The organism is Nonomuraea sp. NPDC049028, assembly GCF_043197735.1.
In the GTDB taxonomy this organism is placed as follows: domain Bacteria; phylum Actinomycetota; class Actinomycetes; order Streptosporangiales; family Streptosporangiaceae; genus Nonomuraea.
Genome location: NZ_JBICTR010000007.1, coordinates 195,644 through 217,766, shown reverse-complemented (window position 1 = coordinate 217,766; position 22,123 = coordinate 195,644). Strand labels below are relative to the sequence as shown.

The 22,123-nt window shown below is 68.8% G+C and carries 27 protein-coding genes and 1 tRNA gene; 13 read left to right on the top strand and 15 right to left on the bottom strand.

All coding sequences use genetic code 11. The annotated features are described in order from the left end of the window. Positions 1 to 5 precede the first annotated feature (5 nt). Positions 6 to 206: a hypothetical protein gene (locus tag ACGFJ2_RS28230; protein WP_225300038.1), complete on the bottom strand. Its 201-nt coding sequence runs from the start codon at positions 204 to 206 to the stop codon at positions 6 to 8. 132 nt (positions 207 to 338) lie between these two features. Between ACGFJ2_RS28230 and ACGFJ2_RS28225 the strand changes: the two genes are divergently transcribed. Both ACGFJ2_RS28225 and ACGFJ2_RS28220 read left to right on the top strand, forming a co-directional pair. Continuing rightward, the gene (locus ACGFJ2_RS28225) at positions 339 to 2,294 is read left to right on the top strand and encodes an NAD(P)-binding protein (RefSeq protein WP_393473208.1); all 1,956 of its coding nucleotides are present in this window, start codon (positions 339 to 341) and stop codon (positions 2,292 to 2,294) included. Then, on the top strand, positions 2,291 to 3,124 hold the full coding sequence (locus ACGFJ2_RS28220; protein ID WP_357957542.1) for a PrsW family glutamic-type intramembrane protease: 834 nt from the start codon (positions 2,291 to 2,293) through the stop codon (positions 3,122 to 3,124). The genes ACGFJ2_RS28225 and ACGFJ2_RS28220 overlap by 4 nt, the downstream gene beginning before the upstream one ends. Positions 3,125 to 3,140: 16 nt before the next feature. On the opposite strand, the gene ACGFJ2_RS28215 is transcribed toward ACGFJ2_RS28220, so the two are convergent. Beyond that, positions 3,141 to 3,917 (bottom strand): SDR family NAD(P)-dependent oxidoreductase, encoded by a 777-nt coding sequence (locus ACGFJ2_RS28215; protein ID WP_357957544.1) that lies wholly within the window; start codon positions 3,915 to 3,917, stop codon positions 3,141 to 3,143. A 222-nt stretch (positions 3,918 to 4,139) separates the two neighbouring features. Here ACGFJ2_RS28215 and ACGFJ2_RS28210 point away from each other — a divergent pair, with 222 nt between their 5' ends. From ACGFJ2_RS28210 to ACGFJ2_RS28195, 4 genes are read left to right on the top strand one after another with little or no spacing between them, the layout of a single operon-like run. Beyond that, positions 4,140 to 6,182, top strand: coding sequence for an ATP-binding protein (locus ACGFJ2_RS28210; protein WP_358180166.1), 2,043 nt, complete (start codon positions 4,140 to 4,142; stop codon positions 6,180 to 6,182). Next, on the top strand, positions 6,179 to 6,586 hold the full coding sequence (locus ACGFJ2_RS28205; protein WP_357957548.1) for a roadblock/LC7 domain-containing protein: 408 nt from the start codon (positions 6,179 to 6,181) through the stop codon (positions 6,584 to 6,586). Before ACGFJ2_RS28210 ends, ACGFJ2_RS28205 begins: the two co-directional genes overlap by 4 nt. Then, a complete protein-coding gene (locus tag ACGFJ2_RS28200) occupies positions 6,583 to 6,948 on the top strand; it encodes a DUF742 domain-containing protein (RefSeq protein WP_357957550.1) in 366 nt (121 codons plus the stop codon). The genes ACGFJ2_RS28205 and ACGFJ2_RS28200 overlap by 4 nt, the downstream gene beginning before the upstream one ends. Continuing rightward, positions 6,929 to 7,501 carry an ATP/GTP-binding protein gene (locus ACGFJ2_RS28195; protein WP_225300026.1) on the top strand — a complete coding sequence of 191 codons (573 nt, stop codon included), beginning with the start codon at positions 6,929 to 6,931 and terminating at the stop codon, positions 7,499 to 7,501. Before ACGFJ2_RS28200 ends, ACGFJ2_RS28195 begins: the two co-directional genes overlap by 20 nt. Positions 7,502 to 7,544: 43 nt before the next feature. Here the strand turns inward: ACGFJ2_RS28195 and ACGFJ2_RS28190 are convergent, their stop codons facing one another. The 5 genes from ACGFJ2_RS28190 to ACGFJ2_RS28170 form a co-directional block, all read right to left on the bottom strand. Continuing rightward, positions 7,545 to 7,922: a DUF742 domain-containing protein gene (locus ACGFJ2_RS28190; protein WP_357957552.1), complete on the bottom strand. Its 378-nt coding sequence runs from the start codon at positions 7,920 to 7,922 to the stop codon at positions 7,545 to 7,547. After that, on the bottom strand, positions 7,919 to 10,153 hold the full coding sequence (locus ACGFJ2_RS28185) for a nitrate- and nitrite sensing domain-containing protein (RefSeq protein ID WP_357957554.1): 2,235 nt from the start codon (positions 10,151 to 10,153) through the stop codon (positions 7,919 to 7,921). The genes ACGFJ2_RS28190 and ACGFJ2_RS28185 overlap by 4 nt, the downstream gene beginning before the upstream one ends. A gap of 57 nt (positions 10,154 to 10,210) precedes the next feature. Next, positions 10,211 to 10,882: a DUF998 domain-containing protein gene (locus tag ACGFJ2_RS28180; RefSeq protein ID WP_393473200.1), complete on the bottom strand. Its 672-nt coding sequence runs from the start codon at positions 10,880 to 10,882 to the stop codon at positions 10,211 to 10,213. 288 nt (positions 10,883 to 11,170) lie between these two features. Continuing rightward, positions 11,171 to 11,359 carry a hypothetical protein gene (locus ACGFJ2_RS28175; protein WP_357957558.1) on the bottom strand — a complete coding sequence of 63 codons (189 nt, stop codon included), beginning with the start codon at positions 11,357 to 11,359 and terminating at the stop codon, positions 11,171 to 11,173. 102 nt (positions 11,360 to 11,461) lie between these two features. Then, a complete protein-coding gene (locus tag ACGFJ2_RS28170) occupies positions 11,462 to 11,911 on the bottom strand; it encodes a MarR family transcriptional regulator (protein WP_358180157.1) in 450 nt (149 codons plus the stop codon). 61 nt (positions 11,912 to 11,972) lie between these two features. On the opposite strand from ACGFJ2_RS28170, the gene ACGFJ2_RS28165 reads away from it, so the two are divergent. Together ACGFJ2_RS28165 and ACGFJ2_RS28160 are read left to right on the top strand one after the other, a co-directional pair. After that, the gene (locus tag ACGFJ2_RS28165) at positions 11,973 to 12,482 is read left to right on the top strand and encodes a VOC family protein (RefSeq protein WP_393473195.1); all 510 of its coding nucleotides are present in this window, start codon (positions 11,973 to 11,975) and stop codon (positions 12,480 to 12,482) included. Positions 12,483 to 12,660: 178 nt separating this feature from the next. Beyond that, positions 12,661 to 12,900: a hypothetical protein gene (locus ACGFJ2_RS28160; protein WP_357957564.1), complete on the top strand. Its 240-nt coding sequence runs from the start codon at positions 12,661 to 12,663 to the stop codon at positions 12,898 to 12,900. A gap of 58 nt (positions 12,901 to 12,958) precedes the next feature. Here ACGFJ2_RS28160 and ACGFJ2_RS28155 read toward each other — a convergent pair whose 3' ends face one another. After that, entirely contained in the window at positions 12,959 to 13,534 is a 576-nt protein-coding gene (locus ACGFJ2_RS28155) for an NAD(P)H-dependent oxidoreductase (RefSeq protein WP_357957566.1), read from the bottom strand. A gap of 97 nt (positions 13,535 to 13,631) precedes the next feature. Between ACGFJ2_RS28155 and ACGFJ2_RS28150 the strand changes: the two genes are divergently transcribed. Continuing rightward, entirely contained in the window at positions 13,632 to 13,964 is a 333-nt protein-coding gene (locus ACGFJ2_RS28150; protein WP_357957568.1) for a helix-turn-helix domain-containing protein, read from the top strand. Positions 13,965 to 13,977: 13 nt separating this feature from the next. Here the strand turns inward: ACGFJ2_RS28150 and ACGFJ2_RS28145 are convergent, their stop codons facing one another. Further along, positions 13,978 to 15,084 (bottom strand): hypothetical protein, encoded by a 1,107-nt coding sequence (locus ACGFJ2_RS28145; protein ID WP_393473190.1) that lies wholly within the window; start codon positions 15,082 to 15,084, stop codon positions 13,978 to 13,980. Between the two features lie 210 nt (positions 15,085 to 15,294). Here ACGFJ2_RS28145 and ACGFJ2_RS28140 point away from each other — a divergent pair, with 210 nt between their 5' ends. Beyond that, complete coding sequence (locus ACGFJ2_RS28140) at positions 15,295 to 16,182, top strand: hypothetical protein (RefSeq protein WP_393473187.1); 888 nt, start codon at positions 15,295 to 15,297, stop codon at positions 16,180 to 16,182. A gap of 7 nt (positions 16,183 to 16,189) precedes the next feature. On the opposite strand, the gene ACGFJ2_RS28135 is transcribed toward ACGFJ2_RS28140, so the two are convergent. The 6 genes from ACGFJ2_RS28135 to ACGFJ2_RS28110 all read right to left on the bottom strand — a co-directional run bounded on the left by ACGFJ2_RS28135 (position 16,190) and on the right by ACGFJ2_RS28110 (position 20,695). Beyond that, on the bottom strand, positions 16,190 to 16,981 hold the full coding sequence (locus ACGFJ2_RS28135; RefSeq protein ID WP_358180151.1) for an SDR family oxidoreductase: 792 nt from the start codon (positions 16,979 to 16,981) through the stop codon (positions 16,190 to 16,192). A 96-nt stretch (positions 16,982 to 17,077) separates the two neighbouring features. Continuing rightward, positions 17,078 to 17,515, bottom strand: a complete 438-nt coding sequence (locus ACGFJ2_RS28130) for a hypothetical protein (RefSeq protein ID WP_357957576.1) — start codon at positions 17,513 to 17,515, stop codon at positions 17,078 to 17,080. Between the two features lie 10 nt (positions 17,516 to 17,525). Next, positions 17,526 to 18,596, bottom strand: coding sequence for a DUF6745 domain-containing protein (locus ACGFJ2_RS28125; protein WP_393473182.1), 1,071 nt, complete (start codon positions 18,594 to 18,596; stop codon positions 17,526 to 17,528). Between the two features lie 155 nt (positions 18,597 to 18,751). After that, on the bottom strand, positions 18,752 to 19,198 hold the full coding sequence (locus ACGFJ2_RS28120) for a hypothetical protein (RefSeq protein ID WP_393473179.1): 447 nt from the start codon (positions 19,196 to 19,198) through the stop codon (positions 18,752 to 18,754). A 259-nt stretch (positions 19,199 to 19,457) separates the two neighbouring features. Then, entirely contained in the window at positions 19,458 to 20,009 is a 552-nt protein-coding gene (locus ACGFJ2_RS28115; RefSeq protein ID WP_393473176.1) for a hypothetical protein, read from the bottom strand. Further along, positions 19,970 to 20,695 (bottom strand): hypothetical protein, encoded by a 726-nt coding sequence (locus ACGFJ2_RS28110; RefSeq protein WP_393473173.1) that lies wholly within the window; start codon positions 20,693 to 20,695, stop codon positions 19,970 to 19,972. Before ACGFJ2_RS28110 ends, ACGFJ2_RS28115 begins: the two co-directional genes overlap by 40 nt. 145 nt (positions 20,696 to 20,840) lie before the next feature. Here ACGFJ2_RS28110 and ACGFJ2_RS28105 point away from each other — a divergent pair, with 145 nt between their 5' ends. The 3 genes from ACGFJ2_RS28105 (at position 20,841) to ACGFJ2_RS28095 (ending at position 22,007) form a co-directional block, all read left to right on the top strand. Continuing rightward, entirely contained in the window at positions 20,841 to 21,230 is a 390-nt protein-coding gene (locus ACGFJ2_RS28105; protein ID WP_357957583.1) for a hypothetical protein, read from the top strand. A 301-nt stretch (positions 21,231 to 21,531) separates the two neighbouring features. After that, positions 21,532 to 21,921 carry a DUF4180 domain-containing protein gene (locus tag ACGFJ2_RS28100; protein WP_393473169.1) on the top strand — a complete coding sequence of 130 codons (390 nt, stop codon included), beginning with the start codon at positions 21,532 to 21,534 and terminating at the stop codon, positions 21,919 to 21,921. Positions 21,922 to 21,935: 14 nt separating this feature from the next. Beyond that, positions 21,936 to 22,007: transfer RNA gene (locus ACGFJ2_RS28095), tRNA-Cys, on the top strand. Positions 22,008 to 22,123 lie beyond the last annotated feature (116 nt).

Sequence of the window (22,123 nt, the reverse complement as noted above, 5' to 3'; positions counted from 1 at the left end):
CCTCCCTAGACGAGTGCTCTGGCCACATAGACCGTGCGCGGTGGGAAGTAGTCCACCACGATCACGATCGTTCCGACGGAGAACTCCTCGTCAGGCACGGTCGGATGAGCGTAGAAAGCCTCCACGCCACCTCTGACCGGGACCATGACCTCGCCGACGAGGCCAGGGCCGATCTTGCCTGTGACCCTGCCCTGCTTGCCGACCACCCGGACTCCCCCCGTCGTGATATTTCGGACGCTACTCCAAACGGGCATTCGCGGTAATAGGTCACGCAAAATGTTTCTCGAAGCACTGCGCGGCAGGACGCGGCTTTTACCCGGAGTCCTGAGGATCGGCGCATGAGCGACATGAACGCGCGCTCGGCGCGCGACCTCGGGATGGACCGGCCCATTTCGCGCCGCGACTTCTTGGACGGCGTCGCCATGGCGGTGGGCACGCTGGCTCTGGGAGTGTCGGCGGGCTGTACGTCGCGGCCGGGCCCGCCGGAGTCGGGCGAGACCTTCCCGCCGGGCGTTCCCCGGGCCGAGGTCTCTCCGCCGAGCCTGACCGGACTGCGGGGCGGCACCCCGGAGTCGCTCAGCGTCGCCCACGCGCTCCGCGACGGCCGCTTCTGGCAGTACGCGGGCACGCCCGTGCCCACCGGGGAGCACTACGACCTGGTGGTGGTCGGCGGGGGCATCAGCGGGGTGAGCGCGGCCTTCGAGTGGCACCGCCAGAACCCCGGGGCCCGCATCCTCATCCTGGACAACCACGACGAGATCGGCGGGCACGCGCGGCGCAACGAGTTCCACCCGGCCGGCCGCAGCGGGGTGCTGGTCGGCTGCGGCGGCTCGCGGTCGCTCCGGACGCCCTCGGTGTGGACGCCCGAGGGCAAGGAGCTGCTCCACCGGCTCGGCATCGAGCTGAAGAGGTTCGACCGGTACTTCGACCAACGCCTCTACGGCGACCTCGGGATGCATCGCAGCGTGATGTGCGACCGGGAGACCTTCCGGACCGACGCCCTCGTCCGCATCACCCCGAAGACGCGAACCGAAGAGTGGGTCAAGGGGCTGCCGATCGCCGAGCAGGCCAAGAAGGACCTCGTCATGCTGTACGACAAGCCGCGCGACTGGTTCCCCGGCCTGTCGCAGGAGCGGAAGGAGGAGCGGCTGGCGGCGCTGACCTACTCGGACTTCCTGCTGAAGGTCTGCCAGGTGCACCCCGACGTCGAGCTGTTCTGCCGGACCATGCCGAGCGTCATGTGGGGGTACGGCACGCAGACGTTCGGCGCGATCGACGCCTGGGGCAGCGACTACCCGGGTTTCGGCGGTCTGGGGCTGGACGGCGGCAAGCCCTCCCGGTTCAGCTCGCCGAGTATGAAGAAGGAGTGGAAGGCGGCCGACCCGAACATCTACCACTTCCCCGAGGGCAACCAGGCGCTGGTCCGTATGATGGTCGGCCGGATGATCCCCGGCTTCACCGATTCCACCTCCATGGACGGCATCACCACCGCCTCCTTCGACTACGGCCGGCTCGACCTGCCCGCGAACCGGGTCCGCTTCCGGCTGTCGAGCACGGCCGTCAGCGCGCGCAACGACGGCCCGGCCGACACGGCGGGCACCGCGACCGTCGGCTACTTCGACGGCCACCGGGTGCGTACGGTCCGCGCCGGCGCGGTCGTCCTGGCCTGCTGGAACATGGTCATCCCCTACCTCGTCCCCGACCTGCCCGAGGACCAGAAGCAGGCGCTGCGCGACGCGGTCAAGATGCCGGTGGTGGACGCCATGGTGCAACTGCGCGGCTGGGAGGCGTGGCAGCGTCTAGGCATCGACCGCACCCGCTGGACGGGCGCCTACTGGTGCCTGTCGGAGCTCGACCACCCGGTCACCATGCCCGGCTACGACTGCCCGACGAAGCCCGGCAACCCGATCAACGTACGCATGCTGGCCGCCACGTGCCGCTCGGAGCTGGGTCCGGCCGCGGGCGCCGCCACGGGCCGGAACGAGCTGCTCAACACGCCCTACAGCCGCCTGGAGTACACCATCCGCGACCAGCTCGCCCGGCTGCTCGGCCCCGGCGGCTTCGACCCGGCCGCGGACATAGAGGCGATCACGGTCAACCGCTGGGGCCACGGGTACGCCCCGGAGTACTGCCGCCCGTGGAACTCCTTCTATCCGGACGGGCCGTTCCCCGCCGATCTCGCGCGCCGGCGGTTCGGCAGGATCGCGATCGCCAACTGCGACTCGGTACCGGCCTCCCGCGCCGACGCGGCCATCACCGCCGCCCATCGGGCCATCAGCGAACTGCCGACATGAGGCCATGGCTACGCGTCTTCCTGATCGGCCTCGTGCTCTGGGTGGCGAGTGTGATCGTCACCGCGTGGACCGCCAACTCCAACCTCGTGCCGATGGTGGTGCTGTTCGGCAGCTTCCTGGTCCCGGTCACGTTCGTGACCTGGGCCTACGGGCGCGCGCGGTCGCCCGAGGTGACGGTCGAGACGATGTTCGGCGCGTTCGTGATCGGCGGCGCGCTGGGTGTGCTCGGCGCGTCCCTGCTGGAGAGCTGGCTGGTCCAGCCGTCGCTCCTGATGTACGTGGTGGTCGGCCTGATCGAGGAGGGCGTCAAGCTGGCGGCCCTGATGTTCGTCTCGCGGCGGCTGATCCGCCGGACGACCAAGGACGGCCTGGTGCTCGGCGCGACCGTGGGCTTCGGCTTCGCCGCGCTGGAGAGCGCCGGGTACGCCTTCAACTCGCTCTTCACCTCGGCCGGGCTGTCGCTGTCGCAGCTCGTCGAGACCGAGGTGCTACGCGGGGTCCTGTCGCCCGTCGGCCACGGCCTGTGGACGGCCATCGTGGGCGGGGTGCTCTTCTCCGCCGGGGGCCGGCTCAAGGGGCGGGTGGTGCTGGCCTATCTCGGGGTCTCGCTGCTCCACGCGTTGTGGGACTCGATGAACGCCATCGCCATCGCGATCACGCTGGTGCTGACCGGGCAGGTGTGGCAATTCCAGTTGCTGCGCATCGGCAGGGTGCCCGGCGTCACCGAGGCGCAGGTGCACGTCTACACGATCCTGGAGTGGGCGGGGCTCCTGGTGATCTCGCTGGCCGCGCTGCTGTGGCTGCGCTCCGTCAGCCGCTCAGGGAGGTGACGCCGGCCTGCCCGCCTCAGCCCTTCAGGGCGGTGAGGCTGGCCTGCCAGAGGCGTTCGGCCAGGGCGGGGTCGGACATCGCGGACGGGACCGGCTCCGGGGCGCGCTTCGCGAAGTAGGCTCCGGCGCGCCGCTCGCCGTCGGTGTGCGTGGCCAGGTGCACCAGCGTGCGCGCGCCGTATTCGGGCGGCTTGGCATAGCCGGGCACGGCCAGGAACATCCGCATGATCCACGTCTGCGCCGCGAACCCGGTGCGGATCACGCCGGGATGGAAACAGGTGGCCGCCACCCCCCGGGCCGCCAACCCGACCGTGAACAGGGCGTTCGCCTGTTTCGTGTCGCCGTACTGGAGCCAGCCGTTCCATCGTCGCCGCTCACGCGACAGGTCGTCCGGGTCGAGCCGGCCGCTTCTGCCCGCCCGTGAAGAAGTGGTGACTACCCTGTCGACCCGATCTGTTAGAGAATCGGTCAACAGAAAGGGGGCAAGATGGTTGACCTGAACCATCAGCTCGTGACCGTCCACCGTAATCTGGCGCCCCGGACTCATCACGCCCGCGTTGTTGGCCAGTACGGCAATTCGGTCATAACGCTCACGCAACACCGCCGCGAGCCTACGAACGTCGTCAAGCGATGTGTAGTCGCAGGTCAAAACATCGGCTTCCGGCCCGCTCAATCCGTCGGCCACGGCTTTGAGTCGAGTCTCGTCCCGACCGACGAGCACGACCCGGTGCCCCCGTCGTGACAGCTCGGCCGCCGCCGCGGCGCCGATGCCGGCGCTCGCCCCAGTAATCACGCTAATCAACGCGTTCCTCCCACTGCGCCGGAAGCATAATCGGTGCTAGTCTCCTGTGCGATCTTCCGGAGGTGTGTTTACACAGAGTGTGCAAATACCCCTCGACTCCGAGGTTGGGACATGGGCTCGCATAACCGGTCAATTCGGTTCAAGATCTTCTTATTGCTGTTGCTACCCCTCCTGTCTCTGAGTGCGCTCTGGGGCTTTGCCCTCAATCTCACCGTGGGTGACGGCCAGGCCCTGCTAAGAGCCAACACGCTTTATCAGACGATCGGCATCACCTCCACCGACCTGGGCTTACAGCTCCAAGCCGAGCGGGCCCAATCGGCCGTGGCGGTCACCACCCGTCAACTCACCCAGGAGCTCGGGACACAGCGCGCCCGCACCGACAAGTCCGTGGCCGACTTCCAGAAGTCCGCCGTGACAGCGGGTGACGCGATCAAGGACAACCTGCGCGCCTCCCTCGACACCCTCACCGCGGAGCTGAACCGGCTCGGCTCCATCCGCGCCGACATCGACGGCGGCATCAGCTCCCGGCTGACCAGCCTCAACGAGTACAACCGGGTCCTCGACGCCATCTTCCGGCTCTACGACCACCTCGTCTCGGTGCCCGACCTGCCGCTCTTCCAGCAGGCGTCGTCGCTGCAGGCCATGGGCAACGCCCGGGAGATCATCGCCCGCGAGCACGCGCTGGTCAGCGGCGCGCTCATCGACCGCCGACTCACCGAGCCGGAGCTCACGGCGTTCACCGAGTACGTCGCGACCCGCAGGTTCCTCAGCGCCCGCGGCCAGGCCGGGCTCGACACGGCGCTCCGCAGGCCGTACGAGCAGATCTTCGCCGGCGAGCCGTTCAGGGACTTCACCGCCATGGAGGCGCGCATCATCGCGAGCGGCGCCCCACCCGCCGACGGCGCGACGTGGAACGCGACCGTGGACCGGCTCGCGGCGCAGCTCGACAAGCTCGGCGCGTCGTCCGGAGAGGTGCTGAGCGAGCGCGCGCTCGACGCCGCCACCAGCACCATGGTGAAGATCGGCACCGCGGGCGGTCTCGGGCTGATCGCCGTGCTCGCCTCGATCATCATCTCCGTACGCTTCGGCCGCCGCCTCGCCGGTGAGCTGGCCGCGCTCAGGTCCGCGGCCGTGGAGCTGTCCGACAACCGGCTGCCCGGCCTGGTCGACCGGCTGAGCCGGGGCGAAGAGGTCAACGTCAAGAAGGAGGCCAAGCCGCTCAAGGTCAGCGGCGCGGCCGAGATCGTCGACGTGGCCAAGGCGTTCGGCTCCGTGCAGCGCACCGCCGTGAACGCCGCCGTGAGCCAGGCCGCGATGCGCCGCGGCATCGGCCAGGTGTTCCTCAACCTGGCCCGGCGCAAGCAGGGCCTGCTGCACCGCCAGCTCGCGCTGCTCGACGGCATGCAGCGCCGTACGCACGACCCTGACCGGCTGGAAGAGCTCTTCCGCCTCGACCACCTGACGACCCGGATGCGGCGTCACGCGGAGAGCCTGATCATCCTGTCCGGCTCCGCCCCCGGCCGGGCCTGGCGCAAGCCGGTGCCCGCGGTGGACATCGTCCGGGCGGCCATCGCCGAGGTCGAGGACTACACCAGGGTCACCGTCGAGGCCATGCCCGGCAGCGCGCTCGACGGAGCCGCCGCCGCCGACCTCACCCACCTGGTCGCCGAGCTGGTCGAGAACGCCACCATCTACTCTCCACCGACCACCACCGTGGTCGTCCGCGGTGATCTGGTGAGCAACGGCTACGCGATCGAGGTGGAGGACCGAGGGCTGGGGCTGTCTCCGGGCGAGTACGCGGCGTTCAACGCACTGCTGACCAACCCGCCGGAGTTCGACCTGGCCGACAGTGACCGGCTCGGCCTGTTCGTGGTGGCCAGGCTGGCCGAACGGCACGGCATCCAGGTGCTGCTGCGCCGTTCGCCGTTCGGCGGCACCACCGCGATCGTGCTGGTGCCGCGCGGGCTGGTCCACGACCAGGCCGCACTCGAGGCGGGCGGCGACGGGGAGGCGCCCGCGCTGCCCAGCCGTACCAAGAAGAAGACGCTCGCGGTGGTGAACGGCACGCATGCCGGGCTGCCAAGGCGAGTGAAACAGGCAAATCTGGCACCCCAGCTCAAGACGGACGAGCCGCCTGAGCCGGAACCGGAAGCGAAGACAGAGCGCTCTCCCGATGAGGTACGGGACCTGTTCTCCGCCTACCAGCGGGGAACCCAACGCGCCCGAGAAGAAGCGAATGAGGAGGGGGAGGCATGAGTGTGCCGACGACCAACACCGGTGAGCTGAACTGGCTCCTCGACGACCTGACGAGCAGGGTCGGGGCAGTACGGCAGGCCGTCATCCTGTCCACCGACGGCCTGGCGGTCGGTTACTCCAAGGGACTGAGCCGCGAGGACGCCGAGCACCTGTCGGCCGTGGCCGCCGGGTTCCAGAGCCTGGCCCGAGGCACTGGACGGCACTTCGGCGGCGGCGACGTGCGCCAGACCATCGTCGAGATGGAGTCGGCGTTCCTCTTCGTGACGGCGGCGGGGAAGGGCACCTGCCTGGCCGTGCTGGCCGACGCCAACGTGGACGTCGGGCACATCGCCTACGAGATGGCGATGCTCGTCAAGCGGGTGGGGCAGCACATATCCACCAACCCCAGGGCGACATCGTCATGAACGAACCCCCGCGGTGGCTTGACGAGGACGCGGGGCCGGTCGTCCGGCCCTACGCCCTCATTCGCGGGCGCACCAGAACCTCCGGAGAGGCGTTCGACCTCATGGCGATCGTCTCCGTCGTCAGCGACACGGAGGCGTACGATCTCGAACCCGAGCAATTGCTCATCCTGCGGGCAGCGCGTAACCCGATCACGGTGGCCGACGTGGCCGTCGAGCTCGATCTGCCCGTAGGCGTCGTCCGGGTGCTGCTCGGCGACCTGCGTGACCACGGCCTCATCTCGGTGACGTCCCCCTCGGAAAAGGGGCCGCGTCCGAATGAGCGCATTCTCAAGGAAGTGATCAATGGACTCCGTGCTCTCTGAGGACCCCGTCGCGCTGAAGATTCTGATCGCCGGGGGGTTCGGCGTGGGCAAGACCACGCTGGTCGGCGCGATCAGCGAGATCAGGCCGCTACGCACGGAGGAGGTGCTCTCCGATCGCGGCGTCGGCGTCGACGATCTCGACGGTGTGGAGGCCAAGACCACCACCACCGTCGCGATGGACTTCGGCCGTATCACGATCCGCGAAGGACTGGTCGTCTACCTGTTCGGCACCCCGGGGCAGGAACGGTTCTGGTTCATGTGGGACGAGCTGTCCTACGGCGCGCTCGGGGCCGTCGTGATCGCCGACACCCGGCGGCTGACCGACTGCTTCCCGTCCGTCGACTACTTCGAGCAGCGCGGCACGCCGTTCGTGGTGGCCGTCAACTGCTTCGACGGCGCCGACCGGCACAGCGTGGACGACGTGCGGATCGCGCTCGACCTGGACGACGACGTGCCCGTGCTGCTCTGTGACGTGCGGCGGCGCACCTCGGCCAAGGAGGTCATGGTCACGCTGGTCGAGCACTCGCTGAGGACGATGACGTCGGCGAACTAGAGCGCGCGGACCGTTGATGACCTCGGCTGATGACCTCGGCGAGCTAGAGGGCCCGTAGACCGTTGATGACCTCTCTGAGCAGGCTCTCCGTAGGGGTCGTCGCCTTGGCGAGCGGCGGCCGGACCGACACCAGGCCGTAGTCGAGCAGATCTCCGAGCAGTACCCTGGCCACCCCCACGGGCAGGTTCAGCTCGGCGGCGATCTCGGCTACCGGCCTGGTCTGAGCCATGACGCAGTCCATCATCCGGCGGTGCTGGCCGCTCAGCTCCGCCTTGGCGGGCACCGGCAGGCCGGTCGACGACACGGTCGCCAGGAGGTCGAGTTCGGGTGACGAGGACTTGGTGCGCCCCCTGGCCACCGCGTACGGCCGCACAACCGGGCCGGCCTCCTCGTCAACCCACTCGTCTGGCCCATGGGTCACGATTGGGATCCCCCATCCTGATCGCTGTCCTGCCGCCCGCGCTGCCAACCCGACTGGAGCGAGGAGAGCAGAGCCCTGGCCTCCTCCGGTGAGCGGCTCTCGGACGAGAGTGCCTCAGTCTGCTCGGGGGGTGGCGACTGCTTGAGCTGCTCCGGCAGGTTGGCCTGTCGCACCCGGCGGGGCAGCGCCGACTCCTGGGACCGCTCAGGGCCGTGCTTGGCCGTGCGCTGGCGGCGTGGCAGCTGACCGGGGGCCGTCGTGTCGTGAGGCGTCCTGGTGTCGTGAGACGTCCTGGTGTCCTGAGGCGTCCTGACCACCGAGACGGACACCGACTCCAGCTCGGGCATCCGCACCGGCGTCGGGAGGGCCTGGATCAGCGCTGTGGGCACCAGCACGATCGCGGTGGTGCCGCCGTACGGGGAGGGCTTGAGCGTGACCGTGATGCCGTGTCTGGCGGCCAGCATGCCGACCACCGAGAAGCCGAGCCGCTCGGTCTGCGACGCCTCGAACTCGGGCGGGCTCTCCAGCCGCTCGTTGACGGCCTGCCGGGCCTCGGGGGTCATGCCCAGCCCGCGGTCCTCGACCTCGACGGCGAAGCCCCTGCCGACCAGCTCGCCGCGGACCGACACCTCGTTGCCCGGCGAGGAGAAGGCGGCGGCGTTCTCGATCAGCTCCGCGAACAGGTGCATGAGGTCGGCCACGGCCGCGCCGGAGACCCCGCACTCCGGCATCGGGTAGACGCGGACCCGGGTGTACTCCTCGACCTGCGCGGCGGCGCCGCTCAGCACGTCCTCGACCGGGATGACGCCGCGCCACCTGCGGCCGGCGGAGCCGCCGGACAGCAGCACCAGGCCCTCGGCGTGGCGGCGCATGCGGGTCGTCAGGTGGTCGATCTTGAACAGCCGGGACAGCGCCTCCGGGTCCTCGGTCTCGCGCTGCATCTCGTCCAGCAGCTTGAGCTGGCGCTGCAGCAGCGACTGGCTGCGCCGGGCCAGGTTGCGCAGCGCCTCGGAGACACCCTGGCGCAGTTTGGCCTGTTCGACGGCCGCGTCCACGGCGGTGTACTGGACGCTGTCGAACGCCTTCGCCAGGTCGTCGATCTCGCTGGTCGCGCCGTCGCACATCTTGATGGGCGGCACCTCGGCCGGGATGTCGACGTTCTTGCCCTGCCGCAGCTTCGTCACGACGCCGGGCAGCCGGATCTCGGCCAGGTCGAGCGCGTTGCGGCGGAGCGCCGCCAGCTCACGGCTGACGCGCCGGCCGACCCGGATGGAGATGAAGATGGACAAGGCGACCGCGATGAGGCCCAGGACGCCCGCCACGCCGGCCCGTACGAGGATGGCGATGCCGGCCGGCGTCATCCGGGCCAGCAGCCGGTCCCCGTTGTCCCAGATGACCTGGGTGTAGGCCTTCAGCTCGGGGTCGGCCATGCCGCGCCAGACCGCCGGGTCGAGCATCCGGCCCGCGACGTAGCCGTCCAGCGCGCGCTCCATCGCGGCCCAGCGCGGGGACTCGGTGACCTGCTCGAACGGGGTCCGCAGCTCAGCGTCGAGGTTGGCCATGGCCTTGGGGAACATGTACGTCCGCGTGCCGTCGAGCTTCGCGAGCATGTGCATGTCGCCCATGGACGGCTTGCCGTTGGCCGCGATGATCAGCGAGTGCTCGCGGCTCAGCAGCTCGCGGACCTCACTGGCGGCGATCAGACCCTGCGCCTGCTGGGCCAGCTCGACGTCCGTGCCGAGAGTCAGCGACGGGTACAGGTGATGGACCGCATCGCTGACCGCCGAGTATTCGGTGATCAGCGTGCCGGGGGTCAGCTGGCGGCTGTCGACCTTCTTCCTGATCTCGGGCAGGCGGTCGACGGCCGTGAAGACGTCCTTCAGCCGCCCGCGCATCTCAGGGGTGAGGGCGGCCTGCGTCGTCTCCGACAGGCCCCCGTCGGAGAGCCGCTTCTTGACCTCGTCGACCTTGCCGCGTGTGGCGGCCAGCTGGGCGGGGTCGGCGACGCCGCCGGAGATCACCTCGGCGGCGGCGAGACGCTCCTGCTCGATTGTGTAGACCAGGAAGTCGGCGTGGTTGATGACTCCGGACCAGATCGTGTCGACCTTCAGCAGGCCCATGGCCTCACCGGAGGTGGTGCTGGCGGCGAAGCCCCAGAGTCCGACCAGAGAAACCAGTGGGAGAACCAGCAGCGTCGAGATCTTGAATCTGATGGATCTGCCAGATGCCATGACGCCCGCTCCCGGATAGAAGATCGCGGGAGAGAATAGCACCAAATGCGGCGGTTCTTAAGATCGACTCGCCACAAATCTATGATATGTCGGGAAATCCGCAGGTCGCTGGACGGCCCGGCCCCAGGCCAGCCGTACCAACCACGCGGCCAGCACCGCCAGCAACGCCACCTCCGCGCCCAGCAGCAACCGCTCCACCAACCCGATCATCACCCGCTCGCCGGGCAGCGCCACATAGGTGACCGCCAGCACCCCGAGCCCGCCCGCCAGGGCCAGCCACTCGACGGTCCGCGCGACCGGCTTCCACACCTCGTCGGCCGTGAGCCGGGGCACCAGCAGGGCCGCCGCCGCGGGCAGGCTGACGAACGCCGCCACCGACACGTAACGGTGAATCTCCGCCGTCAGGGTCAGGTCGGCGCCGATCGGCGTGGTCGGGATGACCGCGGCGACGATCAGCGCCCCCGACCACACCCACAGCAGCCGCTCCGGTAGCCCCCGCACCGGTGCGTTCGCCGCTTTCAGCGCCTTCACCAGGATCAGCGAACCGAGGCCCAGCACCATCATCGCCGCTTCCGTGACGCCCCCGCGGTCGGACACGGCGTATTCGCTGACGGTCGCGTTGAGTGGGTTCAGGCCGGGGTCGAGCACCAGCTGCCCGACCACGATCCCGACCACCGCGAACACGATCGACCCGCAGGCGACGATGGGATAGAGCCTCTTTGCGGTCATGTCCCTACTTTCCCGCCCACGGCCCACCCTCACATCAGGCCCCGCCCCTGACCCGACCCTGAGGTTCTCTCGGGGTTTTTTGGGGTCTTTTTCGTTACGGCAGGCACGGGAGGGCCCATCCGCCGACCGGGGTCGGCGGCCTTCCAGGGGCACGGTCCTCCGCCTCACCGGCTGGGCGCCGTGACGTGCGTCTTCTTGGCCGGGCACGGTCCATCGCTGCTCGCCGCTCGGGAGTGGAGGGCCCTGCACTCTGTCGGGCTCCGTCGGGTCTTCTCGGGCTCCGTCGGGTTACAAGCCCGAGGGGTCTCTGCCGACGCTGATCTCCTCGGCGATCCGGCGGAGTTCGGCCATGTCCAGGCCGGGGGCCTTGGGCAGTTGGCGTAGCAAGGCGTCCATCACCACGGGCACCGGCTGCCCGGCCAAGCGGCCGGCGATCCCGTGGACTGCCCTGAACAGCGCCTCATCCGTGTCGTGCATCCGCTCTCCTCGTTCGACTTCCGGGAGAACCGTACGGCGTCGCGGGGACAGTTTCGCGCTACGGCCTCAGCGTGTTCCACACCGTTTCGCGCTACGTTCGCGCTACGGCTCCAGCGTGTTCCGCACCGCCGCGCAGATCTCGGCGAGCTGCCCCAGCTGCTCGGGGGTGAGGACGTCGAACAGGCTCCGCCGTACCTCCTCCACGTGGCCGGGCGCGGCGGCGGCCAGGGCGGCGAAGCCCTCATCGGTGAGCGCGGCGAAGCTGCCCCGGCGGTCGGAGTCGCAGGGCCGGCGCCGCACCCAGCCGCGCTCCTCCAGCCGCGCGACCGCGTGGGAGAGCCGGCTCTGCGAGCTCTGCGCCCTGTTGGCCAGCTCGCTCATCCGCATCGAACGCTCCGGCGCCTCCGAGAGGGCCACCAAGATCATGTAATACGTGTGCGGCATGCCCGCGTCACGCTGGAGCTGGCGGTCGAGCGCCTCGTTGACCAACTGGGTCGCGGCCAGGAAGTCGCGCCAGGTGCGCTGCTCGTCATCATCCAGCCATCGGGTCATGCGCCCATTTTAGTTGAACTCTCATATACTCGAAGGTAGCTTCCGCCGAGAGGGGTTCACCATGCCGGTTCAACGGCTCAACCACGCGGTCCTGTACGTACGCGACGTCGAGCGCAGCGTCGCCTTCTACCGGGAGGCCCTCGGCTTCGAGGTGGTCATGGGCATGCCCGGCGCCGCCTTCCTGCAGGCGGCCGGCTCGACCAACGACCACGACCTCGGCCTGTTCCAGATCGGCGAGCAGGCGGGTCAGTCCACCGCCGGCCGGTCCACCGTGGGCCTCTACCACCTGGCCTGGGAGGTGGACACGCTCGACGAGCTGGAGCGCATCGCGGCCAAGCTGAGCGAGCTGGGCGCGCTGGCCGGGGCCTCCGACCACTCCACCACAAAGGCCCTGTACGCGCACGACCCGGACGGCCTGGAGTTCGAGGTCTCGTGGCTGGTGCCCGCCTCACTCCTCACCGAAGAGGCGCTGACCGCGCGCAGCGGCATCCGGCCGCTCAACATCGCGGCCGACAAGGAGAGGTACGGCGGCCAGACGCGCGGCGGCGTAGGCGTCTCCATCCCCGCCTGACGCGCTGGGGTCTCCATCCCCGCCTGACGCCCTGGGGTCCCGTCCTCGTCCGACGCCCTGGCGCCTCGAACCCCGCCTGACGTCCCGACGTCTCCAGCCCGCGCCTGACGTCCTAGCGTCACATTTCGCACTGGATGTACCGTGGCCTTATCCCACTCCCGCGCTTTGGAGGAGGGCCATGCCGAGCGATCCCGATCATGTTCTCGACGCCATCGACGGTGTCGTCGACGAATGGGAGACGTTGAGCGCCGACGCGATGCGCTGGGCGCCTCCCGAGAGCAAGTCCGAAGACCTGATCCACGAGGTGACGGAGATCTTCGGCCCGCTCGCGAACGCGCTCAGCCAGGCGTTCCGCCCACTGGGTGACGCCGTGACCCGCGTGCTCGACAACCTGATCGACAACGACGACGAGTCCTGAAATAACCCGAATAACCCGCCAGAAACCGCCTGCCGCATGGTCCCGGCAGGCAGGCGGGTTAGGCGACTGAGAGGCGCATGGGGCGCAGGGCGCTCGTGAGCTTGGCGAGTTCGGCCAGCATGGCGTCGGCGGCGGCGGTCATCACGTCGTTGGGCTTGACCGTGCCGTCCTCGACGAACTGCGGCACGAACGGCAGGTTGACGGCCTCGACCACCGGGATCATCTTCAGGGTACTGACCACCTGGCGCAGGCTGTTGACCGCGCGGGTGCCGCCGGAGAGGCCGCCGTAGCTCACGAAGCCGGCCGCCTTGTGCTGCCACTCCTGGTGCAGGAAGTCGAGGGCGTTCTTGAGGACGGCGTTGAAGCTGTGGTTGTACTCGGGCGTCACGAAGACGTAGGCGTCTCCGCGCTCGACGATGGCGCTCCACTCCTTGGTGTGCGCGTGCTCGTACTGCTTGAGCCTGGGGTGGTTCGGCTCGTCCAGGAAGGGCAGTCCGACCTCGGCCAGGTCGATCAGCTCGACGTCGAAGTCGCCGCCGGCCACGGCCCGCTCGTAGAACCACTCCCCGATCGTCCTGCCCACGCGGCCGGGGCGGGTGCTGGCGACGATCACCTGCAGTACGGGCTTGGACATGTGGCGCTCCTCAGTCTCAGACGGCTAGATGCTCAACATTATTGAGTAACTACATATTTCTTAGCAAATGGAGCGGCGGTTGGGTAAGATCTACGACGTGAGCATTGATTCGGTGTGCGTCAGGTTCCACACCGCCCTCGAACTGATCGGCGCCCGATGGTCGGGCGCCGTGCTGCAAATGATCTTCAAAGGTGCGCACCGCTACGCCGCGCTCAAAGCGGCCATCCCCGGGGTCAACGACACGATGCTCGCCCGGCGCCTGCGGGAGCTGGAGGCGGCCGGGCTCATCGAGCGGCGAGTGCTCGCCACCTCACCGGTCAGGGTCGAATACCACCTGACGGAGATGGGCGAGGAGCTGCGCCCGGTCATAGACGAGCTGGTCGTCTGGGCGCACAAGTGGATCCCCCTCCCGGAGGAGAAGGCCTCCTGACCTTCGGGTGCCGTCAGGCGGCTCCCACGTGTTCGGCGATGGCCCCGGTGACCGGTATGACCGTGGGCAGCGGCCGGGTGGTGAAATGTGCTGGCTTGTGGGTGCGCAGCAGCAGTTCGCCGCTGCGTTCCCAGTCGAAGCCGCGCTTGTTGAGCAGCCTGGCGAAGACCGCGCCGGCCTTCTCGGGATCGCGTTCGGCCAGCCGCCGGATCGGCACCGGCGAGACGGCGTCGCCCCGGAGGTAGGAGCTGACCAGCTCGCGATAGGGCCGCCTGGCGACCAGGCCGGGGTCCTGGAAGACCTCCTCCAGCTTGGCGAAGTCGGCGTAGTAACCGAGCCCCGCCACCTCGTCGAAGATCAGGGCCACCGTCTCGGCCCCGTCCATCCGTACGGGCAGCTCCTCCCTGGTCGGCGCCGCGCCGCCCAGACGACCCGACTGGTAGGCCAGGTAGCCGCGGATGCGGTCGGCCAGCTCGGCGGGCCGCAGCACGACCAGGTCGGTCCCGAAGTGACTGATGAAGCACCGGCGCTGCTCGCTCTGCAGCTCCCTGGCCCGCGCCAGCAGCACCGGGTTGCGGAACACCCAGTCGGGATGCTCCAGCGCGATGTGCGCGGCCACCGGCAGGAGCGTGTCACGCGCGGCGGCGGCGTGGACCGCGGGCGTGCCGCTGATCAGCCAGTCGAGGCCGAGCGGCAGCAGCCTGCCCACCACGTACATCCCTGGGCGCAGCTCCCCGAACGCCGCCTCACCCAGGTTGGAGAACACCCGGTAGACCAGCTCGTCCACGAGGTTGAACAGCAGCACGGCCGCCCCGTCGACCACCCGCACCTCGTACACCCCCTCGACCACCTCCTTCCAGCTCGACAGCAGCTCGACCTCGGCCCTGGCCAGGTCGGGCCGCTCGCGCAGGAACCGGTCGATGACCGTGTCGCCACCGGTCAGCGGGTGCTGGTGGGCGAAGTAGTCGATGGGCAGGAAGGCCGCGGCCTCGTCGGTGGGCGGGTCGTCGGCGTAGAACCGGTCGAGCACCCCGCTCAGCTCGCGCTCGAACCTGCCTGAGGTGGCAAAGTGGATCAGCTCGGCCTTGAGCTCTACGGCCCGCGCCAGCATGGTCATCATCACTCCTCGTGTCCGGAGTGACACTAACCGTCCCTGGGGCGGTCGGGACGGCTCTTCCGCCAGTTGGGGTCACCACCTGCCGACCGCCCGAGCCATTGGGGCTACCACCTGCCGTTCGCCGCCAGCCTCGCCGATAGCCTCGTACCGATGAGGTGCCGGGCGAACCGCTGCCGTGGTGGCCCGGTCGCGCGCTCAAGGGGTGGTAGGCGAATGACGCTCTTGGATTACCTACGCGACTGGCAGCCCAAGCCCGTGACCAGCGAAGACGTCATCTCGCCCCAGCCCGCGGCGGCCCTGGCGGCGGTTCTCGACGCGCCGCCGACCGCCGGTGAGGCGCTGCCGTTGCCGTGGCAGTGGCTGTACTTCCTGGAGTGGCCGCCGCAGGCCGCCCTCGGCCTCGACGGCCATCCGGCCGAGGGTCACTTCCTGCCGCCCATCCCGCATCGGCGGCGGATGATCGCGGGCGGGCGGATGCGGGCGCGGCGGGGGCTGGAGATGGGGCGGCCCGCCGTACGGACCGCTGAGCTGACGGCCGTCACGCCGAAGGAGGGGCGGACGGGAGAGCTGCTGTTCGTGACGGTGCGGTACGAGTACCGGCAGAGTGGGGAGTTGCGGCTGGTCGACGAGCAGGACCTGGTCTACCGCTCGGACCCGCCGACCGAGGGGGCGGCTCCCGGCGGGGCGCTTCCGCAACCGGGAGAGCCAGCCCCGGCCGCTGCCTCCGCCCCCGCCTCGGCTAGCGCTGGGCCCACGGCTGCTGATGCCGCGTGGCGGCTTGCGGTTACCGCCACTCCGCCGCTGCTGTTCCGTTTCAGCGCGCTCACCGCCAACGCCCACCGCATCCACTACGACCAGCGCTACTGCACCGACGTCGAGCGCTACCCCGGCCTCGTCGTGCACGGTCCGCTGCTCGCCGTTCTCATGGCCGAGCTGCCCCGGCGGCACGCCCTGGGGCGGCGGATCACCGGCCTGACCTACCGCCTGCGGCGTCCCGTCTTCGAGGGTGAGCCGTTCGTCGTCACCGGCTCGCCGGAGTCGGGGCAGCTGAGCGTCCAGGACGCCTCCGGCAGGCTGCGAGCCGAGGCGCACTTCACCTGACCCCGGCTCACACCGTCTTGAGCATCCCGCCGTCGACGAAGTACGTGGAGCCCACCGAATAGCCGGCCCGCTCCGAACACAGGAAGACCATGAAGTCCGCCACCTCCTCCGGGGTGGCGAACCGCTTGATCGGCGCGTGCTCCCGCGCGACCTCGTCGAGGTGCCCCTGCCAGTCCCCGCCGCTGTCCGCGGTCAGCTGCTTGGCGGTCTTCACCCAGTCGGGGGTGAGGACCAGGCCGGGGTTGACGCAGTTCACCCGGATGTTGTGGTCGATGACCTCCGTCGACAGCGTCTTGGAGAACATCATCAACGCGGCCTTGGTCACGTTGTAGATGGGTTCGTACCAGAGCGGCTGGACGGCGCAGATCGACGCGTTGTGCAGGATCACCCCGCCACCACGCTGCCGCATACCGGGCACGAGTCCGCGGGCCAGGCGTACCGCCGCCATGACGTGCAGGTCCCAGTACGCCTGCCACTTCTCGTCCGGGGCCTCGAGTATGGTCTCGTTGGATCCGGCTCCGGCGTTGTTGACCAGGATGTCCGCGCCCCCGAAGCTCTCTTCGGCCGCCTCGATCAGCGTCGCCGTGCCGTCCGCGGTCGCCACGTCACACGGGACGGGCACCACGCGCACACCGTGGGCTTCGCGGATGCCGCGCGCCGCCTCCTCCAGGCGGTCGCCGACACGGGCGGCGAGTACGAGATGCGCGCCCTCTGCCGCGAGCCCCTGTGCCACGGCCAGGCCGATCCCGGAGCTGCCACCGGTGATGACGGCGACCTTGTCCCTCAACCCGAGTTCCACCGAACCTCCCGCAGACTGTCCACACGTGCCCCTTCATCATCGGGCACCGCCTGCGGCGCACCGGGTTTGCGTGCGCCGCAGGGGTGTCGACGTGGATCAGTCCGCCACGAGGCGGCTCCTCCGGCCCTCGTGCTCGCGCTGCCGCCGGATGACGTACGTGCCCGGCGTACAGCCCGTTGCTCCGTGTTCGGGATGGAGCAGGTAGGCGACGGCGGAGGTCTCGAAGATGCCGATCGCCAGCCGGTCGGAGTCCATCACGTCAACCGTCCAGCGGCAGGTGCCCGGGTCGGCGACAAGTGTGTGCGGGTTGCCGCCGGCCGCGCCACGCAGGAGTTCGACCCCTTCGGGCGGTACGTCCGTCCACATGGCCGGGTTCCATGGCCGTACGGACGACGCGACGACGGAGAGCGGGATGACGATGAGGTCGCCCTGGGCTTGGAGCCCGTCGACGACAGGGATGCTCACCGTTTGCTCGAGGTGGTCGAGCACGGCGAGTCCGGTCTGCTGGGAGAGAGAAGCGAGAGTCACAGTCATGGAGATCACCTCAGGTTCGGCGTACGAGAAGGGAGTACTGCTCGGCGGACAGCCCGTAGGTCCAGCCGGCGGCGTCGAGCGGGTCGTTCAGGAACCCCGGCACGGTCAGCCCGTACCGGCGGCGGTGCCCGTCGCGTTCGACGGACCCGTTGACCGCGAGGAGCACCTTGGTCTCCTTGCGCATGTCGTACAGCCGCAGTTCCGACCCGGGGTTGCCGGGGTCCGGCGCGGCCGCGACCAACCGCAGGCCGGCCTGTTCGATGTACGAGCTCCAGCCGATGCGCTCGATCGCGCACCGCCTGACCTCGACGTTGGCCTCCTGGGCGATCCGCTGGACGTCCGGACTCGTGATCACCCAGGGGGGCACCTGGGTGCCGTGCCAGGCGTACACATCCCATCCGTCGGCGTAACGCACCGCCGGGCCGTCGGCACAGTGCAGCCGGACTTCGCCGTCGTCGCTCCACACCTCCGTGTGCAGGGCGACGGGCCGTTCGGAGATGACGCACACGCCTTCACGAGGCCACCACCAGCCGCCTGACCGGGCCGCTGCCGCCCACAGATCGAGCCGCCTGACCCGCTCAGTCGCGAAGACCACACCGGCCGCTCGACGGAGGGCGTCGTAATGGGCGATCCAGGAGACGCACTGCACGCCGTACCAGCCGTTCATCCGGCGTTCGCGCGAGTCATGCACCGCCCGGACCGGCACGAGGAGCGAATCTTGGGTGGATCGCGCGAGCGGGCCGACCACCTCCCGGCGAATCAGCCGGTCCATCGGCTCCCATCTGACCCGGGTGTCGAGTTCGAGGCACAGCTCTCTCATCAGCGCGGAGAGCCGAGGCGGCAGCGGCCATTCGGACATGTGCCGGGCGGCTTCCGAAGGCCGTAGACCCGGTGGGACGGTCTCCAGAGCCGCGAGCGGTGACGGGACCCAGTGGAAACGCGGTGGGGCGAGCCCGATCAGGTGGTACAGCTCGGAGATGGCGGCCTCTTTGGCCGGACGGTCGGCGGGCATGGTCGACAGCGTCGAGCCCAGCCATTCTTCGCGGATTGCGGCAGCTTCCCGCTGCTCGGGAGCGCTCACCAGATGAAGGTGGCGTCGTCCTTTCCTACGATCATGGTGGAAATGGTGACAGATCCAGGTGGCGGCTGTCTACTGCGGATGTATCGCTGCTGACCGCCCCCGTCCCTCCGCTTGCCCAGCCGACTGGACAAGCGGAGGTGTGGCCGTGGCAGTACTTACGGGTTGTCGACGCCGATCCAGTTGACGTACCACCCGTAAGTCTCCGCGTCGGCGACGGTGAGCGGGGGGATGTCCCTCTCGCTCCAACGGATATAGACGCGGAATCCGGTCGCGGTGGGGCGGTAAACGGTGCTGGTACCCGTCAGCTCGAACTGGTGATCCGTGCCGCCGACCGAGACCGTGTAGACGGGAGTACCCCTGAAGCCCGCGGACGTGGTGTCCACGTCGATGTAGAGGCCGGGCGAGTTGTTTATGTAGAGCTGCCAGCCCATTCCCGGCGCCGTGCTCCCGGAAGCGATCCGCTGAGTCGTCGACCCCGAAAGTGCCTTGGCTACCGTCTGCTTGACGACAGGGCGGGCGTCGGCATGCGCACCGACCCCTGTCGTGAGGGCGGCTCCGAATGCCAGGGCAGTGGCAAGGGTCGTGAATCTTACGATGGACATGCGTGCTCCTTAGGTCAAAGTCCTCAGCGGTCATGACCTCGGAGAGACACTGTCCGCAGGGGGCAGCCATGGCGTGCGAGGATAAAGCGATCATCACACATGGTAATCGCCGCGAAGCGCTACTCCATGGCACGACACTCTCCCGAAAAAGGGAGCATGAGCTGGGGATTCTCCCGTTCGAGCAACCCCGTGACGCCTACTCATCCGAGGCGCAAACCGTAACTCAGCGTGACTTCGGAACCGGAGTTCGGGCGCCTTCTCACCAGGCGAGGAAGAGCGTCTCGGGAGAGCGGTGGATGAGGGTGGGGGCCATCGTGATGTCGGTGTGGGCCAGGCGCAGGCCGGGGAGTTCGCGGATCAAGATTTCCAGGGATATCCGGACCTGCTCCTTGGCGAGTTGCGAGCCCGGGCACCCGTGCGGACCATGTCCGAAGGACAGGTGGCGGAAGGCTTCCCGGCCGATGTCGAACTCGTCCGCCCGCACATCACCGTCCGCCCGCACGTCGCCGTCCGCCCGCGCAGCGGCATCGGCGTCGGCGTCGCGGCCGGCTGAGGCGAAGGACACGAAGACCACGTCGCCCTCGTGCAGCTCAGTGCCGCTCAGCGTCACGGTGGTGGTGACCGTACGCCGGAAGCCCTGGACCGGCGCCTCGAACCGGAGTGCCTCCTCGATGGCCGCGGCGACGAGCCGCGGCTGCTCGCAGAGCAGTTCCCACTGGCGGCGATCACGCAGCAGGTTGAGCACCACGGTGCCAAGCAGCGCGGTCGTCGTCAGGTGGCCGGCCAGCAGCAGGTTCTGGACATTGGACACGATCTCCTTGCGCTGATCGAGCGTGAGGTCGTCGGATCCGGGGCCAGGTCGCGGACCATCTCCGTGAACAGGTCGTCGCGCGGAGCCCTCCTCCGCGCGCGAGCGTAGCCGTCGAGCAGCCGCTGCATGTCCACGATCTCTTCCGCGACCTCGACCTGCTCGGTCTCCGTCAGCTCGGTGAACACCAGCCTCTCCGCTCCCTGCGCCCCGCGAATCGCGCCAGGCGCGTCGGCGGGGTCCAGGCCGACCAAGTGGCCGATCACGGCGGCGGGCAGCGGCCTGGCGTACGCGTCCATCCACTCGACCTGACCGTCGCCGGCGAAGGAGCCGATGAGCGCCTCGGCCCGCTCGGTGACGAACGGAAGCGCCGCGGCTACCTTGGCGGACGACAGCCCTCTGCTGAGGGGGCGGCGCAGGCGCCGGTGCGCGTCGCCCTCGGCGCCGAGCACCGTCCGCACGCCGCCGAACCCCTGGCTCAGCACCGAGAGCGCGGCCTTGCTCGGCAGGTAGTCGGGTCGCAGCGCGCCCGCCGACGAGAACTGCTCTGGATTGCCCAGCACCTCGCGTACGTCCTCGCGCCGGCTCACCAGCCAGGCGTCGAGCTCGGGTACGAAGGTAAGCCCTTGCGTCCGGCGAGCCTCGGTGTAGACGGGGTACGGGTCGCGGTAGAAGCCCTGTGGGTCCACGTGCCTATGGTCGCGGGTGGGATATGCGCCGGACAAGCTTTGCCCAAAGGCTCAATACGTTGCTGTTTAGTGGGAAATTTCCTCATTAATGTCGCCTCACATGCGCTTTGTCGCATTTGGGGTCTAGTGAGAGGATCATCGGACGATGCCAACAGATATTGTTGTGATCCTCAATGATCAACCGGGCGAGCTGGCCCGACTCGGCAGGGTCACCGGCGAGGCGGGCGTGAACATCCAGGGTCTCGCGGCTTTCACCGGAGAGGGCAAGGGCGTCGTACACGTGCTCGTCGACGACGAGGCCGCCACCAGATGCCGGCAGGCGTTCGAAGGCGCCGGGATGGGGATCGCCGACGAGCGCTCCGTACTCGTGGCGGAGATGGACGACCATCCGGGCGCCCTTGGCGAGCTGACCCGGCAGCTCGCCGACGCCAACGTCAACATCGACCTCGCCTACACGACCTTCGGCGGTGTACGGATCGTCATCGCCACCGACGACATGGCGAACGCGAAGTCGGTCCTCGAAAGCAGGCGCTGATCCTTCTGGCGAGTCACGGCGATTGACGCCGCGGATATCCGTCGCTATTGTCGTTTTGGAAATGACGAACAGGCGTGAATTCACCGACCGCCTGAAGACGAAGGTCAGGAGCCGGACGATGGACAGGAAGGCAGCAGCCATGATGGCCTGCTCCGCCTGCGATCCGGCCGCTTCGTCCTGTTGTCGTTGTTGTCGCGCCTGACGCGCACCCTCCCTCGCACATCGCCCCAACGGCGGTTTCTCGCCGTGCCGTCAAATGACGTCGCGCGCGCATCTTTAGCTTTCTTCCCTTTTTGAGAGAGTGGTTATCGTCATGCCTGAAACGCTTTCCCTTATTCAGGGATTCCGTGTTCTCTCGTGCGCCCCTAATGGCGAACCGATTAAGGACGAACGCGCCGCCACCGATCTGGTGGGCGAGGCGTGGGGGCAGCGCGCCGAGGTGATCGTCATTCCGGCGGAACGGCTCGACGACGCCTTCTTCCAACTCCGGACGCGGGTCGCGGGTGACATCATGCAGAAGTTCACGACGTACCGGCTGCTTCTGGTGATCACGGGGGACATCTCCCGGCACACGGCGGCGAGCTCGGCCTTGCGCGACTTCGTTCATGAGACGAACCAGGGTGACCACGTCTGGTTCCTGCCCAGCCTGGAGCACCTCGACGAACGTCTGGCCCGGCGAGCCGGCGCCTGACCGTTCGCCTGCTTGGCCGTGTGCCCGAGTGGTTCAGGGAACCGCCTGCAAAGCGGTGAACGCCGGTTCGAATCCGGTCACGGCCTCTCAAAACGCCTTTTGACCAGGGATCATATCGAATCAGATATTGATTCCGACCGCATAGCGCTATTAGACATCATCCGATCGGTTCTGATTTGCTCCTGCCCTCTGCTGACCAAGA

Coding starts and splice junctions, on each gene's coding strand:
- ACGFJ2_RS28225 (WP_393473208.1), top strand. CDS start 339: ATGAGCGACATGAACGCGCGCTCGGCGCGCGACCTCGGGATGGACCGG.
- ACGFJ2_RS28220 (WP_357957542.1), top strand. CDS start 2,291: ATGAGGCCATGGCTACGCGTCTTCCTGATCGGCCTCGTGCTCTGGGTG.
- ACGFJ2_RS28205 (WP_357957548.1), top strand. CDS start 6,179: ATGAGTGTGCCGACGACCAACACCGGTGAGCTGAACTGGCTCCTCGAC.
- ACGFJ2_RS28200 (WP_357957550.1), top strand. CDS start 6,583: ATGAACGAACCCCCGCGGTGGCTTGACGAGGACGCGGGGCCGGTCGTC.
- ACGFJ2_RS28195 (WP_225300026.1), top strand. CDS start 6,929: ATGGACTCCGTGCTCTCTGAGGACCCCGTCGCGCTGAAGATTCTGATC.
- ACGFJ2_RS28185 (WP_357957554.1), bottom strand. CDS start 10,153: ATGGCATCTGGCAGATCCATCAGATTCAAGATCTCGACGCTGCTGGTT.
- ACGFJ2_RS28180 (WP_393473200.1), bottom strand. CDS start 10,882: ATGACCGCAAAGAGGCTCTATCCCATCGTCGCCTGCGGGTCGATCGTG.
- ACGFJ2_RS28175 (WP_357957558.1), bottom strand. CDS start 11,359: ATGCACGACACGGATGAGGCGCTGTTCAGGGCAGTCCACGGGATCGCC.
- ACGFJ2_RS28170 (WP_358180157.1), bottom strand. CDS start 11,911: ATGACCCGATGGCTGGATGATGACGAGCAGCGCACCTGGCGCGACTTC.
- ACGFJ2_RS28165 (WP_393473195.1), top strand. CDS start 11,973: ATGCCGGTTCAACGGCTCAACCACGCGGTCCTGTACGTACGCGACGTC.
- ACGFJ2_RS28160 (WP_357957564.1), top strand. CDS start 12,661: ATGCCGAGCGATCCCGATCATGTTCTCGACGCCATCGACGGTGTCGTC.
- ACGFJ2_RS28155 (WP_357957566.1), bottom strand. CDS start 13,534: ATGTCCAAGCCCGTACTGCAGGTGATCGTCGCCAGCACCCGCCCCGGC.
- ACGFJ2_RS28145 (WP_393473190.1), bottom strand. CDS start 15,084: ATGATGACCATGCTGGCGCGGGCCGTAGAGCTCAAGGCCGAGCTGATC.
- ACGFJ2_RS28140 (WP_393473187.1), top strand. CDS start 15,295: ATGACGCTCTTGGATTACCTACGCGACTGGCAGCCCAAGCCCGTGACC.
- ACGFJ2_RS28130 (WP_357957576.1), bottom strand. CDS start 17,515: ATGACTGTGACTCTCGCTTCTCTCTCCCAGCAGACCGGACTCGCCGTG.
- ACGFJ2_RS28120 (WP_393473179.1), bottom strand. CDS start 19,198: ATGTCCATCGTAAGATTCACGACCCTTGCCACTGCCCTGGCATTCGGA.
- ACGFJ2_RS28105 (WP_357957583.1), top strand. CDS start 20,841: ATGCCAACAGATATTGTTGTGATCCTCAATGATCAACCGGGCGAGCTG.